The sequence below is a fragment of the Bradyrhizobium archetypum genome, from assembly GCF_013114835.1.
Lineage (GTDB): Bacteria > Pseudomonadota > Alphaproteobacteria > Rhizobiales > Xanthobacteraceae > Bradyrhizobium > Bradyrhizobium archetypum.
Window position 1 is genome coordinate 546479 of record NZ_JAAVLW010000004.1, and the last position, 13909, is coordinate 560387.

12 protein-coding genes are annotated in these 13909 nt (G+C 63.3%); 6 read left to right on the forward strand and 6 right to left on the reverse strand.

Translation table 11 applies throughout. The annotated features are described in order from the left end of the window. The first annotated feature begins 75 nt into the window (after positions 1 to 75). The 3 genes from HCN50_RS15325 to HCN50_RS15335 all read left to right on the forward strand — a co-directional run bounded on the left by HCN50_RS15325 (position 76) and on the right by HCN50_RS15335 (position 2953). Positions 76 to 1008: a sugar-binding protein gene (locus HCN50_RS15325; RefSeq protein WP_171710486.1), complete on the forward strand. Its 933-nt coding sequence runs from the start codon at positions 76 to 78 to the stop codon at positions 1006 to 1008. A gap of 86 nt (positions 1009 to 1094) precedes the next feature. Further along, positions 1095 to 2072: an aldo/keto reductase gene (locus HCN50_RS15330; protein ID WP_171710487.1), complete on the forward strand. Its 978-nt coding sequence runs from the start codon at positions 1095 to 1097 to the stop codon at positions 2070 to 2072. A gap of 2 nt (positions 2073 to 2074) precedes the next feature. After that, on the forward strand, positions 2075 to 2953 hold the full coding sequence (locus tag HCN50_RS15335) for an amidohydrolase family protein (protein ID WP_171710488.1): 879 nt from the start codon (positions 2075 to 2077) through the stop codon (positions 2951 to 2953). Positions 2954 to 3051: 98 nt separating this feature from the next. Here the strand turns inward: HCN50_RS15335 and HCN50_RS15340 are convergent, their stop codons facing one another. The 6 genes from HCN50_RS15340 to HCN50_RS15365 form a co-directional block, all read right to left on the reverse strand. Beyond that, a complete protein-coding gene (locus tag HCN50_RS15340) occupies positions 3052 to 4335 on the reverse strand; it encodes a cystathionine gamma-synthase family protein (RefSeq protein WP_171710489.1) in 1284 nt (427 codons plus the stop codon). Between the two features lie 173 nt (positions 4336 to 4508). Further along, on the reverse strand, positions 4509 to 5294 hold the full coding sequence (locus HCN50_RS15345) for an ABC transporter ATP-binding protein (protein WP_171710490.1): 786 nt from the start codon (positions 5292 to 5294) through the stop codon (positions 4509 to 4511). Beyond that, positions 5291 to 6064, reverse strand: coding sequence for an ABC transporter permease (locus HCN50_RS15350; protein WP_171710671.1), 774 nt, complete (start codon positions 6062 to 6064; stop codon positions 5291 to 5293). The genes HCN50_RS15345 and HCN50_RS15350 overlap by 4 nt, the downstream gene beginning before the upstream one ends. 81 nt (positions 6065 to 6145) lie before the next feature. Then, complete coding sequence (locus HCN50_RS15355) at positions 6146 to 7090, reverse strand: ABC transporter substrate-binding protein (protein ID WP_171710491.1); 945 nt, start codon at positions 7088 to 7090, stop codon at positions 6146 to 6148. A gap of 108 nt (positions 7091 to 7198) precedes the next feature. After that, positions 7199 to 7942, reverse strand: a complete 744-nt coding sequence (hutC, locus tag HCN50_RS15360) for a histidine utilization transcriptional repressor HutC (protein ID WP_171710492.1) — start codon at positions 7940 to 7942, stop codon at positions 7199 to 7201. Continuing rightward, a complete protein-coding gene (locus tag HCN50_RS15365; protein ID WP_171710493.1) occupies positions 7939 to 9297 on the reverse strand; it encodes a formimidoylglutamate deiminase in 1359 nt (452 codons plus the stop codon). The genes hutC and HCN50_RS15365 overlap by 4 nt, the downstream gene beginning before the upstream one ends. An 89-nt stretch (positions 9298 to 9386) precedes the next feature. On the opposite strand from HCN50_RS15365, the gene hutI reads away from it, so the two are divergent. Genes hutI through hutU form a run of 3 tightly spaced genes read left to right on the forward strand, consistent with a single transcriptional unit; the run spans position 9387 to position 13842 of the window. Next, positions 9387 to 10601, forward strand: coding sequence for an imidazolonepropionase (gene hutI / locus HCN50_RS15370; RefSeq protein WP_171710494.1), 1215 nt, complete (start codon positions 9387 to 9389; stop codon positions 10599 to 10601). Next, the gene (hutH, locus tag HCN50_RS15375; RefSeq protein ID WP_171710495.1) at positions 10598 to 12175 is read left to right on the forward strand and encodes a histidine ammonia-lyase; all 1578 of its coding nucleotides are present in this window, start codon (positions 10598 to 10600) and stop codon (positions 12173 to 12175) included. The genes hutI and hutH overlap by 4 nt, the downstream gene beginning before the upstream one ends. Next, the gene (gene hutU, locus HCN50_RS15380; RefSeq protein WP_171710496.1) at positions 12172 to 13842 is read left to right on the forward strand and encodes a urocanate hydratase; all 1671 of its coding nucleotides are present in this window, start codon (positions 12172 to 12174) and stop codon (positions 13840 to 13842) included. Before hutH ends, hutU begins: the two co-directional genes overlap by 4 nt. Positions 13843 to 13909 lie beyond the last annotated feature (67 nt).

Here is a 13909-nt window from a genome sequence, read left to right on the forward strand (position 1 = left end):
CAACGAACGCGTCGTCTATCCGCCTTCTGGAGCATGCATTTCAAAAGGATAGGCACAAACGTGTGGAGGGAACCAATGAAGAAGATGCTTCTCGCAGGCATTGCCATCGCAATGATGGCCACGCCGGCATTCGCCCAGACCTACAAGTTCGTGATTGTGCCCAAGGCGATGAACAATCCGTTTTTCGACGTCGCGCGCGACGGTTGCCTGAAGCGCGCCAAGGAACTCGGTAACGTCGAGTGCATCTACAAGGGGCCTGTCGAGCATGAGCCCGCGACGCAGGCGCAGATCATCCAGGATTTCATTACGCAGAAGGTGGATGGTCTAGCGATTTCGGTCGCGGATGTCGCGGCGATGACCAAGTCGATCGACGCCGCGACCGCGGCCGGTATTCCCGTCATCACCTTCGATGCGGATGCCCCCGGCTCCAAGCGCATTGCCTATATCGGCACAAACAACAAGGACTTCGGACTCGCGCTCGGCAGGCAATTGCTGCAGCTCAAGCCTGAGGGCGGCAAATATGCCGTCGTCTCCGGCGGTCCCGGCGCCAAGAACCTCGCCGAGCGCGTCGATGGCGTGCGTGAGGCGCTCAAGGGCTCGAAGTGGGTCGAGGTCGCGGGCTCGCCGACCTTCTGCAATGACGACCCTGCGCTTGCGGTCCAGCAGATGGCGGACCTGCGCACCGCGACGCCGGACTTGGGAGCGATCGTGCCGGTTGGCGGCTGGCCGATGTTCGCGCCGGAAGGCTACAAGGCCTTCGTCAACAAGAACAAGAAGGACATCGAAGCCGGCAAGCTGACGCTCGTCGTCGCCGATACGCTGAAGATGCAGCTCGAACTGCTGCGCGACGGCTACTCCAACGCGCTTACGGGACAGCGCCCGTTCGAGATGGGCGAGAAGGCGATGGACACTCTGCTGGCCATCAAGAAGGGCCAGAAAGTGCCCGAGGTCATCTATACGGGCCTCGACCTCGTAACCAGGGACAACGTCGCTCAACTCTTGAAATAGGAACGAGCGCAGCCCCAACGTTGCCGCGCTCCCTTCCCCGCTTGCGGGGGAGGGAGTGCTAGTTTCGGCCTCGAAAGGATTTTGAAATGAAGCGTGTGCGGCTTGGGAAGGGGCTCGACGTTACGGTGATCGGCCTCGGAACGGCTCCGATCGGCGGATTGTTCTCGCCGGTCAGCGACGCCGATGCAGAAGCGACCATCGAGCGCGCCTGGTCGCTCGGGGTCCGTTTCTTCGACACCGCGCCGCTCTACGGCTTTGGATTGGCCGAGCGTCGCCTGGGTCGTTTTCTGCGCCGGCAAAAGCGGGATTCATTCGCGATTTCGACCAAGGTCGGGCGCCTGCTCCGTTCAGCCACTGCCGCTCCAGAAGACGACCACTACAAGGGAACACCCGCCGAACGGCCGCAATTCGACTTCAGCTACGACGGGGTGATGCGATCGGTTGAGGAAAGCCTCGCCCGTCTCGGGCTCGACCGCGTCGATGTACTGCTCGTCCATGATCCGGATGACCACTATGAGGATGCCATCGCCGGTGCCTTCCGCGCGCTCCGGCGCTTGCGCGACGATGGCACGGTCAAGGCGATCGGCGCCGGCATGAATCATTCCGGGATGCTCGCCCGCTTCGCCGAAGCAGCGCCAGTCGATTGCTTCCTGCTGGCGGGCCGCTATACGCTGCTCGATCAGGGCGCGCTGACGACATTGTTTCCGGTCTGCCGTGCGAAGGGCATCGGCATCATTCTCGGCGGCATCTACAACAGCGGCATCCTCGCGAACCCGCGCACTGGGGCGAAGTTCAATTACGAAGACGCCGATGCGGCGCTCATCGCCCGCGCGCTGGCGCTGGAGGCGCTGTGCCGCAAGCATGGCACGGAGCTGAAGGCCGCCGCCGTGCAGTTCTGTATGGCCCATCCTGCGGTAACGGTCGCGCTGCAAGGCGCGCGATCCGCTGCGGAGGTTTTGGATAACATCACGATGGCAGAGCGGTCGGTGCCGTCCGCCTTCTGGCAGGAGCTGCGCGAGCGCAAGTTGGTCGACGCGTCAGCACCGCTGCCGGGCGGAGCCTGACAATGGTGATCGACGCTCATCAGCATTTCTGGGATCCCGCGCGCGCCGATTATCCCTGGATGCAAGCGCCTGAACTCGCGCCGATCCGTCGCGCCTTCGGCCCGGACGATCTGGCGCCGCTGCTTCGCGCCAACGCCGTCGATGCGAGCATTTTGGTGCAATGCCGTTGCTCGATCGAGGAGACCGAGGAATTCTTGCGCCTCGCCGCTGCGACGCCCTCCGTCATCGGTGTGGTCGGCTGGGCTGATCTGACGGACGGCGCGGTCGGCGAGACGCTTGAGCGGCTGCGCGGCTCGCCCGGTGGCGAAAGGCTGGTCGGCATTCGTCACCAGGTGCACGATGAGCCAGATCCTAATTGGCTGCTGCGCGACGACGTGCAGCGCGGCTTGGCCGCGGTGGTTTCGCACGATCTCACTTACGATTTCCTGGTGCGCACGCGAGAAATGCCGGCCGTGATCGCAACCGCGCAGGCGTTTCCGCAAGGGCGCTTTGTCCTCGATCACGCGGCCAAGCCGCCGATATCAGCGGGATTCAGCCGTGAATGGGCCGATCTTCTTGCCGCACTTGCCGCTTGCGGCAATGTCTGGTGCAAGATTTCCGGTCTCGCCACCGAGGCCAGGTGGAACGACTGGGATGCGAAACGCCTGCTTCCGTTCGTCGCGCACGCCGCCAAATGCTTCGGCGAGGATCGCCTGATCTACGGCTCCGACTGGCCGGTGTGTTTGCTCGCAGGAAGCTATGGCGGGACCAAGGGCGCGCTTGAGGAGTGCCTGATGACGCTTGGTCCCAACGTGCGCGACAAGGCGTTTGGGGCGAACGCTCGGCGGGCTTATCTTATTCCTTCTTCCTTGTCGGAGAAGGTGGCGCGCAGCGCCGGATGAGAGGTTCTGCCCGGCGCCCACCATCGCAAAATCAGAATTTATAGAGGTGTCGGAGTCTCACTCCGACACCGGAGCGCAACTGTTGCGACGGCGTGCGGCTACGCGTCGTTCAAAGCCTGCGCGATGTCGGCGATCAGATCGGACGGGTGTTCAATGCCGATCGACAGCCGGATCGTGCAGTCGAGAACACCTATTTTTTGGCGGATGTCAGTCGGAACGCCGGAGTGGGTCATGGTTGCGGGCAAGCTGGCGAGCGATTCGGTACCACCAAGGCTCACCGCCAGCTTGAAGATCTGAAGCGCGTTCAGAAATCGGGAAGCGGCCGCTTGGCCGCCGACAATGTCGAACGAAAACGTGGAGCCCGCGCCCAGGCACTGTCTCGCGAACAAGCGGCCGGCGGGCGAGGTCCCGTCGTGATGGGCGAGGTAGTGAACCCTCTCTACCTTGTCGTGGTCGCGTAGGTAATCCGCAACCAGACGCGCATTCTGGTTGGCCTTTTCCATCCGCAAACTTAACGTCTCAAGCGACCGGCCGAGCATCCAGCAGGAATGCGGATCCAGTTGAGTGCCGATAGCGCCTCGCAGCGCCTTGACTTCCTTCATGAGGTCTTTCGAGCCGAGGGCGGCGCCGGCGATGAGGTCGGAATGGCCGCCGACATATTTCGTCAGCGAGTACAGCGAAAGGTCCGCGCCATGCTCGATTGGCCGCTGAAAAACCGGCCCCAGCAGCGTATTGTCACATGCGATGATCGGCGCGTAGCCCTGCGCCGCGCCGATCTTGTCGGCGATGCGGCGGACCACCGCGATATCGACGAGTCCGTTGGTCGGATTCGCCGGGGTTTCGATGAGAATCATCGCAACCCGCCCCTTTTGCATGGCATCGTCGGCCGCCAGTTCGACAGCGGCTTCGTCGATGCCGTCGGCAAAGCCCACCGCGCCGATCGAGAAGCCGGCAAGCGTCTTCGCAAGCAGCGTTTCCGTTCCGCCGTAGAGCGGCTGCGAATGCAGGATCACGTCGCCCGGCCGCGCGAAGGCCAGGATCGTGGTCGAAATAGCCGACATGCCAGACGAGAACAGCGCGCAGGACTCCGCGCGCTCGTAGACGGCAAGCCGGTCTTCCACGATCTCGCTGTTGGGATGATTGAACCGCGAATATACCAGGCCCGCGCCCATCCCCTCCGGCGGCTCGCGCCGGCCCGCAACGTAGTCGAAGAAGTCCTTTCCGTCTTCGGCGGTCCTGAAGACGAAGGTCGAGGTCAGGAAAACCGGCGGCTTGACGGCGCCTTCCGACAGTTGCGGATCGTAGCCGTAGTTCAGCATCAGCGTTTCGGGGTGCAGCATGTGGTTGCCGATGTGGGTCTTCGATGGAAACGGTTTCACCATGGCTGTCTCCCGGTCGGGATTCGGAGCGTCGCATTGCGTTGCAGGTGCGCAATCGCGAGGCGATCAGGAGTGATGAATGCTACGGCATCCAAAGCCTCCAGCTACGCCGCCAGGATAGCAAAATTCGACACTGATTTCACCGCACCCAGGGCGGATTTCGCAGTGCTCAATCGTCAGGCGTGAACTGCAACCTTCAACGCCTCGGCGCGGATCTCTTCCACGAGCCGTTCCTTCAGGCTGACGAATTTCGGCGTGGTCTTGATCTTGTAGGATCGCGGGTGAGGCAGATCGACCGCGATCTCGGCCTTGATGCGGCCCGGGCGCGCGCTCATAACGATCACGCGGCTGCCGAGGAAGATTGCCTCTTCGATGTCATGGGTGACGAACAGCACGGTCTTCTGCTCGCGCTCCCAGATGCCAAGCAGCATTTCCTGCATCAGCACGCGGGTTTGATTATCCAACGCGCCGAACGGCTCGTCGAGTAACAGGATTTTTGGATCGTTGGCGAGGGCGCGGGCGATCGCCGTGCGTTGCTGCATGCCGCCGGAGAGTTGCTTCGGCCAATGATTCTCAAAGCCCGACAGGCCGACCCGTTGGATGAAGCCGTCGGCGATCTTGCCGCGATCCGCTTCGGAAATCCCACGCTCGCGCAGGCCGAACGCAATGTTTTCGCGCACGGTCAGCCATGGAAACAGCGTGTAGGACTGAAACACCATGCCGCGATCGGCGCCAGGGCCAGTCACCTCTTGCCCATCAAGAATGACGCGGCCGCTGGTCGGCCGGTCAAGCCCGGCGACAATGCGCAGCAGCGTCGATTTTCCGCAGCCCGACGGCCCGAGGATAGTGACGAAATCATTGTTGCCGACGTCGAGGTCGAGCGGCTCAAGCGCGCGCGTCGGCGCATGGCCCTGGCGCGCGGGAAAAGTGCGGGCGACCTGCTCGATCTTCAGCTCGGTCATGCCAATTTCCACGGAAACAGCCAGGTATTGAAGGCCTTGAACAGAAAGTCCGACACGAGCCCGATCAGGCCGATGACGATGATGCCGAAGATGATCTGGCCGGTGTTGAGCAGGGCCTGGCTGTCGGTGATCATGTGGCCGATGCCCGACGATGAACCGATCAGCTCGGCAACGATGACATAGGTCCACGCCCAGCCGAGCACGAGCCGAAGGATTTCCGCGACCTCGGGGGCAGAGGAGGGCAGCAGCACCCGGTTGATGATGCCGCGGTCGCTGGCGCCCAGGGTGTACGCGGCTTCAACGAGGTCGCGCCTGGTGTTTCCGACCGTCACGGTGACCATCAGGATGATCTGAAAAACCGAGCCGATGAAAATGACCAGGAGCTTCTGCAATTCGCCAATGCCCGCCCACAGGATCAACAGGGGAATGAAGGCCGAGGCGGGCAGGTAGCGGGCAAACGAGACGAACGGCTCCAGGAAGGCTTCGATCGGCTTGTAGGCCCCCATCAGCACGCCGAGCGGCACCGCGATGATGGCGGCCAGCACGAAACCGCCGACCACCCGCCAGATCGTCATGCCGATGTCGAACAGGAAGCCGTGCTTCGTCAGCAGCTCCCAACCCTCCTGCAGCATGGTCAGCGGGTTGGCGAGGAACGTCTTGGAGACGTAGCCGCCGAAGGTCGCCCAGGCCCACACGGCAACAAACAGGACGAAGAACGCCAGGCCATAGGCTGCGCGCTGCCGCGATGTCACGGGATCCAGGGGACGTATCACAGGCATATCCTTAAGGCGATGCGCTGATCGCGCCAGTCCCGCTCCCATGACCGGGAGCGGAAGCGGCGCCCACCAAAACTACTTGATGAAGCTCGCGTCGAAGAGGTCGTCGATCTTCGGAACCGATTTGATGACGCCGATCTCGAGCAACAGGTCTGCCGCTTCCTTGTTGAAGGTCAGGAACTCGCCGGCAAAGAATTTCTGGTTTGCGGCCTTGTCCTGCCAGCGCAGAAATTTGGCCGAGTTGCCAAACTGCTCGCCGGACTGTTTCACATCGGCGCCCATGATCTCATAGGATTTGGCCTGATCGGTTTCGATCAAAGCGATCGCCTCGAAGTAACTGTCGGCCAGCGCCTTCGCGGCTTTCGGATTCTCGGTCAGGAATTTCGGCGTGCAGCCGAATGTGTCCATCACCATCGGATAGTCGAGCGTGGTGGCGATGATCTTGCCTTTGTCCGGCGCCGCACGCACTGTCGAGAGGTAAGGCTCATAGGTCATGGCCGCATCGTTCTGGCCGGAGACAAATGCCTGTGCGGCCGCGGCCGGCTCCAGGTTCACGATCGTGACATCCTTGACCGAGAGGCCGTTCTTCTTGAGCATCCAGGCCAACGCAAAATAGGGCGAGGTGCCGGGCGCGGATGCGGCAACCGTCTTGCCCTTCAGGTCCTTGATCGAGGCGATATCGTTTCGCACGGCCATGCCATCGGCGCCGTAGCTCTTGTCGAGCTGAAAGATCTGTTTGGTGGCGACGCCATTGGCATTCCAGGAAATCCAGGTCTCGACCGTGGTTGCCGCGCACTGTATGTCGCCCGAGGCAATGGCGAGATGCCGATCCTTCTGCGGGATCTTCTTGATCGTCACATCGAGGCCGTTCTTCTTGAAGATGCCGGCCTGGTTTGCGAGCGTGAGCGGCGCAAAACCGGTCCATCCGGAAATGCCGATGCCGACTTTTACGTCCTGAGCGGCCGCCGGCGCGGCCACCAGGAGAGCGGCGGTTGCCGCGAAAATTCCAAAACTACGCATGGCTGTATTCCTTTTGCTGGTCCATGGATTTGAGTCTTCGTCTGTTCACATCCGTTCCGGCGAAATTGTTGCATAGCTTGTGCCAGATCTTGCGTGCATTGTTGTCCCTCAGCCACCCTTGAAGCGGGCGATCAGTTTGTGCGACTCGCCCGGATAGAGCAGGCGGACGGCCGTCAGCGGCCGGGCACTGCGCCAGGTGTGCCGGTCGATCACCAGGCAGGGGGCACCGATCGCAATATCCAGCGCCGCCGCGGCCTGTTCGTCAGCCACGACAGCACTGATTGAATGCTCGGCTTCCGTCCACGGCACATGGTGCAGCAGCCACGAGCCGGGCGGCTCGGTTGCAAAATCCGCCGCAGCCGCTTCGGGCACGGCGTCGAGATCGATCAGCCTATCCTCAATGGCGAACGGCACGTCGTCGGCGCTGTGACGGCACGCGATCGCGATCACCTTTCCGGTTTTCCGTGCCCCAAGACGGGCGCGGTCGGCGGCGTTTGCGGTGCGCCGCGAGCACTGGATCAACTCATAGCCGTAGCTGCGGCCGAGCGCGCCGATCTCCGCGCGGATATCGGCGATCTTGAGCACCGCTGACAGAAATGTGGGACGGCGGACAAAGGTGCCGGCCTTGCGCCGCCGCTCGATAAGATCGGCTTGCGCAAGCTCCGACAGCGCCTTGCTCACCGTCATGCGCGAGCAGCCATAGCGCGACATCAATTCGTGCTCGAACGGGATGCGGTGACCGGGCGGCCATTCACCGGTCAGGATGCGGCGTTCGATGTCGATCCGGATCTGCTTGTACAGCGTCGGCTTGTCGGCCGATTGGAGCTTGTCGCGATCGGTGGCGAGGCTCATGCCACGAGCCTCCGAACCGTTGCGTTGAATGCGTCACGCGCTTTCTGACGCAGAACGTGACGTCCGTTCTCGACGACCTTGGCGCCGCTGGCCCAGACGGTGTCGACGGCACCTGCGCCTGCTGCAAAAATCCAGCCGTCGAGGTTGGCGTCTCCGTGGCGTCCGGCGAGCGAGGGATGGCCGGTGTCGAGCGTCACGATGTCGGCACGCGCATTCGCCTGTAGCCCGACCGTTGGCTGTGCGAGCGCCTGGGCGCCACCGATGAGTGCGGCGTCGAACAGCGCGCGGCCGGTCGACACGCCGGGGCCGCCGGACAGCACGTTGCGCTCGCGGTGTTTCAAGCGCTGGCCATATTCGAGCTGACGCAATTCGTCGGTGACACCGACCAGCACGTTGGAGTCGGTGCCGATGCCGAACCGCCCGCCCGCGCCGAGGAATTCGCGGGCCGGAAAAATACCGTCGCCAAGGCTAGCTTCGGTGACCGGACAAAGTCCCGCGACCGCGCCGCTCGTTGCGAGCGCGATGGTTTCCGCCTCCGTCATATGGGTCGCATGGATCAGGCACCAGTGCCGATCGACGGGCCCGTGTTCGAGCAGCCACTCAACCGGACGCCGGCCCGACCAGGCGACGCATTCCTCGACTTCCCTGGTCTGTTCGGCGGCATGGATATGCACCGGTCCGTTTTCGGCGAGTGGCGCGATGGCTCGCAATTCGTCCGGCGTCGCGGCGCGCAGGCTGTGCGGTGCGATGCCGACATTGGCTCCCGGCAATGCACGGACGGCTGTCCGCGTTCCATCAGTCAGCTTCGCGAACTGGTCGATCGAGCAGATGAACCGGCGCTGGCCCGCATGCGGCGCGGCACCGCCGAACGAGCTGTGTGCGTAGAAACTCGGCAGCAGCGTCAGCCCGATGCCCGTGATTTCGGCGGCCCGCACAATTCGCGTCGCCATCTCCGCAGGGTTGGTATACGGCGCGCCGTCGTGGTCGTGATGCAGATAATGAAATTCGCCGACGCGCGTATAGCCCTGCTCGAGCATCTCGGCATAGAGCAGCGTGGCGACGGCTTCAACGTCTTCCGGCGTCATCTCAAGCGCGAAGCGATACATCGTCTCGCGCCACGTCCAGAACGTATCCGCAGAATTGCCGCGGGTTTCGGCGAGCCCCGCCATGCCACGCTGAAACGCATGGCTGTGCAGGCTGGCGATCCCCGGAATAGCCAATTCGTGGTGTTCGTCGTGCGGTCCCGGCGCCACGCCGGCCGTAACCTTCGTGATGGTCTGATCCGTCACCACCACCTGCACGTCGTCAGCCCACCCCGAGGGGAGCAGCGCTGATGCGAAATGCAGTGTCGACATGTTTCGAAACCGGCTGGACAGAACACAAACACGATTTTATGTATAGACATATAGAGACGTCAAGCTCCTGCCTATGAGGAGAGCTGTGCATGGCCGAGCGCTTCGATCGAATCTGGCTCAACGCCCGGCTCGCCACGGTCCGCGAGGATCTGCCCGGGCTCGGCGTGATCGAGGACGGCCTGATCGCCGCGCGCGACGGCCGCATCGCCTTCGCAGGCAGCCGTTCCGACTTTCGGTCGGACGCCGATGCGGTCGAGCGGATCGATTGCGCGGGGCGCTGGATCTCGCCGGGATTGGTGGATTGTCACACCCATCTGGTTTTCGGCGGCAGCCGCGCGCATGAATTCGAGCTGCGGCTGCAGGGCGCAAGCTACGAAGAGATCGCGCGCGCGGGCGGCGGCATTGTCTCGACAGTTGCGGCGACGCGGGCGTCCAGCGAAGCCGAGCTCGTTGCCTCCTCATTGCCAAGACTCGACGCCTTGATCGGCGAGGGGGTGACGACGCTGGAGATCAAATCCGGCTACGGTCTCGATACCGAAACCGAGATGCGTCAGCTGTCGGCGGCGCGTGCCTTGGGTGCCAAGCGTCAGGTCGCCATCAAGACCACGTTTCTTGGCGCGCACGCCACGCCGCCGGAAACTGGTGGCGACAAGGATCGATATATCGACCTCGTTTGCCGCGAGATGTTGCCTTCGGTTGCGCGCGCCGGATTGGCCGATGCCGTGGATGCCTTCATGGAAGGCATTGCATTCTCGGGAGAGCAAACAGCGCGGGTGTTCCGTGCGGCGAAGGCGTTGGGATTGCCGGTCAAGCTGCATGCGGACCAACTATCGAATCTCGGCGGCGCCGCGCTTGCCGCGGAATTCTCGGCGCTGTCGGCCGATCATCTGGAGCACACAGATGATGCCGGTGCCGCGGCAATGGCACGGGCAGGAACGGTCGCCGTGCTGCTGCCAGGCGCATTCTATTTTCTTCGCGAGACGACGAAGCCGCCGGTCGAACTGTTCCGTGCCCACGGCGTCAACATGGCGCTCGCGACCGACTGCAATCCCGGCAGTTCGCCGCTGACTTCGCTCCTGCTGGTCATGAACATGGCTGCGACGCTGTTTCGGATGACCGTTGCCGAATGCCTCGCCGGCGTAACGCGGGAAGGCGCGCGCGCGCTCGGCATTCTCGGCGAGACCGGCACGCTTGAGGCCGGCAAATGGTGCGATCTCGCGATCTGGGACGTCGAGTGGCCGGCCGAGCTCGTTTACCGGATCGGTTTTAATCCGTTGCACAGCCGGGTGTGGAGAGGACAGTGAGCCGCGCCGATGCCTCCATTGTGGTTTCGCCAGGAAGGGTCAGCCTCGACGACCTGGCGCAAGTCCCTGCCGGCGCGCCGGTCGTGCTCGATCCATCCTTCTGGCCGCGCGTTGAAGCCGCATCTTCGATTGTTGCCGCGGCGGCACGCGCAGAAAGTCCCGTCTACGGCATCAATACCGGGTTCGGAAAACTGGCGTCGAAACGGATTGCCCCCGACCAGACGGCGCAGCTCCAGCACAATCTCATTGTATCGCATTGCTGCGGGGTAGGGCCGCCGACGCCGGAGCCTATCGTTCGTCTGATGATGGCGCTCAAGATCATCTCACTCGGGCGAGGTGCATCGGGCGTGCGCCGCGAAATCATCGAGCAACTCCAGGCCATGCTGGCGCGCGGCATTTGTCCGCTGGTGCCGCAGCAGGGGTCGGTCGGCGCGTCCGGCGATCTGGCGCCGCTTGCCCATATGACGGCAGTCATGATCGGCGAGGGGCAGGCGCTGGTCGGCGGAAGCGCCGTGCCGGCCTGCGAGGCGCTGGCCGCCGCCGAACTGGCGCCGGTAGCGCTTGGTCCGAAGGAAGGACTCGCGCTGATCAATGGCACGCAGTTTTCAACGGCCTATGCCATTTCCGGATTGCTGCGTGCCCATCGCCTCGTCACTGCGGCGCTGGTGACCGGCGCGTTGTCGGTCGATGCGGCGATGGCTTCGACGGCGCCTTTTCGTCAGGAGATCCAGCAACTGCGGGGGCACGCCGGGCAAATCGCCGCCGGCGCGGCGCTGACGGCGTTGCTTGAGGGGAGCGATATCCGCATGTCGCATCTTGAAGGTGACGAGCGCGTGCAGGATCCTTATTGCCTGCGCTGCCAACCGCAGGTGGCCGGCGCCGCGCTCGACCTTTTGACGGAAGCCGCCCGCACGCTGACGATCGAAGCCAACGCCGTCACCGACAACCCGCTGGTGCTGGTCGAGACCGGAGAGATCGTGTCCGGTGGAAATTTCCACGCCGAGCCGGTCGCATTTGCCGCCGATCAGATTGCACTGGCGCTGTCCGAGATCGGCGCGATCAGCGAACGGCGCATCGCGACCCTGGTCGATCCCGCGCTGAACTTTGGCCTGCCGCCATTCCTGACTCCCGATCCCGGCCTCAACTCCGGATTCATGATCGCCGAAGTGACGGCCGCCGCGTTGTACGCCGAGAACAAGCAGCGCGCCGCGGCGTGCTCGATCGATTCAACGCCGACCAGTGCCAACCAGGAAGATCATGTGTCCATGGCCGCTCACGCGGCGCGGCGGTTGTCTGATATGGCGGACAATCTCGCGACCATCCTCGGCATCGAACTGCTGGTTGCGGCGCAGGGAATCGGACTGCGTGCGCCGCATTCGACGAGTCCTGCGCTTGCGGCTGTCATTGCAGCGTTGCGTGAGCACGTCCCGGCGCTGGGTAGCGACCGCTACATGGCCGGCGACCTTGCGAAGGCCACGGCGCTGGTTGAAGCCGGCGCGTTGCCCGCCGCCGCGATGTCGGTGCTCGAGCAAAATCCATTTCCAATGCTTGCCGAGAGGGGCTCTTTGTCATGAATCGTCGACTGGACAACGACCGCATCATCCGGGCGCCCCACGGGCCTGAGATCAGCGCCAAGAGCTGGCTGACGGAAGCGCCACTGCGAATGCTGATGAACAATCTCGATCCTGATGTCGCCGAACGTCCAAGCGAACTCGTCGTCTATGGCGGAATTGGCCGCGCCGCCCGCGATTGGGACAGTTTCGATCGGATCGTCGCCTCGCTGCGCAAGCTCGAAGGCGACCAGACGCTGATGGTCCAGTCGGGCAAGCCGGTCGGAATTTTTCGTACCCATGCCGATGCGCCGCGCGTCCTGATCGCGAATTCAAATCTGGTGCCGCATTGGGCGACGCTCGATCACTTCAATGAACTCGACAGGCAAGGGCTGATGATGTTCGGCCAGATGACGGCCGGATCGTGGATCTATATTGGCAGCCAGGGCATCGTGCAGGGGACATACGAAACATTTATCGAGGTCGGGCGGCGTCACTACGGCGGCGACCTCGCGGGCAAGTGGATTTTGACGGCGGGTCTCGGCGGGATGGGCGGCGCGCAGCCGCTTGCTGCGACCATGGCTGGCGCCTCGATGCTCGCGATCGAATGCCAGCCGAGCCGCATCGAGATGCGGCTGCGCACGGGTTACCTTGATCGGCAGGCAAGCTCGCTCGACGAGGCGCTCGCGATCATGACGGAGGCGGCGCAGAGCCGGAAGCCGGTCTCCGTCGGCCTGCTCGGCAATGCGGCCGAACTTTTTCCAGAGCTGGTGCGGCGCGGCGTCAAGCCGGACATCGTCACCGACCAGACCAGCGCGCACGATCCGATCAATGGCTATTTGCCAAAGGGATGGACGCTTGCCGAGTGGCAGTCCAAACGCGAGGCCGACCCGAAAGCGGTCGAAGTCGCGGCGAAGACCTCGATGGTCGGCCACGTTCAGGCCATGCTGGATTTCCACGCGCAGGGCATTCCCACACTCGACTATGGCAACAACATTCGCCAGATGGCGAAGGACATGGGACTGAATAACGCGTTCGATTTCCCCGGCTTCGTTCCGGCCTACATCCGCCCGCTGTTCTGCCGGGGCGTCGGTCCGTTCCGGTGGGCGGCGCTTTCGGGTGATCCCGAAGACATCTTCCGGACCGACGCGAAGGTCAAGGAGCTGATGCCGGACGACAAACATCTTCACAACTGGCTCGACATGGCGAAGTCACGGATCAAGTTCCAGGGACTGCCGGCACGGATTTGCTGGGTCGGCCTCGGCGATCGCCACCGGCTCGGCATGGCGTTCAATGACATGGTCGCGCGCGGCGAACTGAAGGCGCCGATCGTCATCGGTCGCGATCATCTCGACAGCGGCTCGGTTGCGAGCCCGAACCGCGAAACCGAAGCGATGCGCGACGGCTCGGATGCGGTGTCGGACTGGCCGCTACTGAATGCGCTGCTCAATTGTGCCAGCGGGGCCACCTGGGTCTCGCTCCATCATGGCGGCGGCGTCGGGATCGGCTATTCGCAACACGCCGGCATGGTCATTGTCGCCGACGGAACACCGGAGGCGGCGCGCCGCCTTGAACGCGTGTTGTGGAACGATCCTGCATCAGGCGTCATGCGTCATGCCGACGCCGGTTATGAAAGTGCGATTGCATGTGCCCGCGCCAACGGGCTCGATCTGCCGGGTCTCACATTGTAGCGCACCGGGCTTCTTGCCCCGGTTTTCTCCGAGCTGGTGTGGCTCAACACAGGTGCAAATTAAAGCC

Coding starts and splice junctions, on each gene's coding strand:
- HCN50_RS15355 (WP_171710491.1), bottom strand. CDS start 7,090: ATGCGTAGTTTTGGAATTTTCGCGGCAACCGCCGCTCTCCTGGTGGCC.
- hutU (WP_171710496.1), top strand. CDS start 12,172: ATGAATCGTCGACTGGACAACGACCGCATCATCCGGGCGCCCCACGGG.
- hutI (WP_171710494.1), top strand. CDS start 9,387: ATGGCCGAGCGCTTCGATCGAATCTGGCTCAACGCCCGGCTCGCCACG.
- HCN50_RS15340 (WP_171710489.1), bottom strand. CDS start 4,335: ATGGTGAAACCGTTTCCATCGAAGACCCACATCGGCAACCACATGCTG.
- HCN50_RS15325 (WP_171710486.1), top strand. CDS start 76: ATGAAGAAGATGCTTCTCGCAGGCATTGCCATCGCAATGATGGCCACG.
- HCN50_RS15335 (WP_171710488.1), top strand. CDS start 2,075: ATGGTGATCGACGCTCATCAGCATTTCTGGGATCCCGCGCGCGCCGAT.
- HCN50_RS15365 (WP_171710493.1), bottom strand. CDS start 9,297: ATGTCGACACTGCATTTCGCATCAGCGCTGCTCCCCTCGGGGTGGGCT.
- HCN50_RS15330 (WP_171710487.1), top strand. CDS start 1,095: ATGAAGCGTGTGCGGCTTGGGAAGGGGCTCGACGTTACGGTGATCGGC.
- hutC (WP_171710492.1), bottom strand. CDS start 7,942: ATGAGCCTCGCCACCGATCGCGACAAGCTCCAATCGGCCGACAAGCCG.
- HCN50_RS15345 (WP_171710490.1), bottom strand. CDS start 5,294: ATGACCGAGCTGAAGATCGAGCAGGTCGCCCGCACTTTTCCCGCGCGC.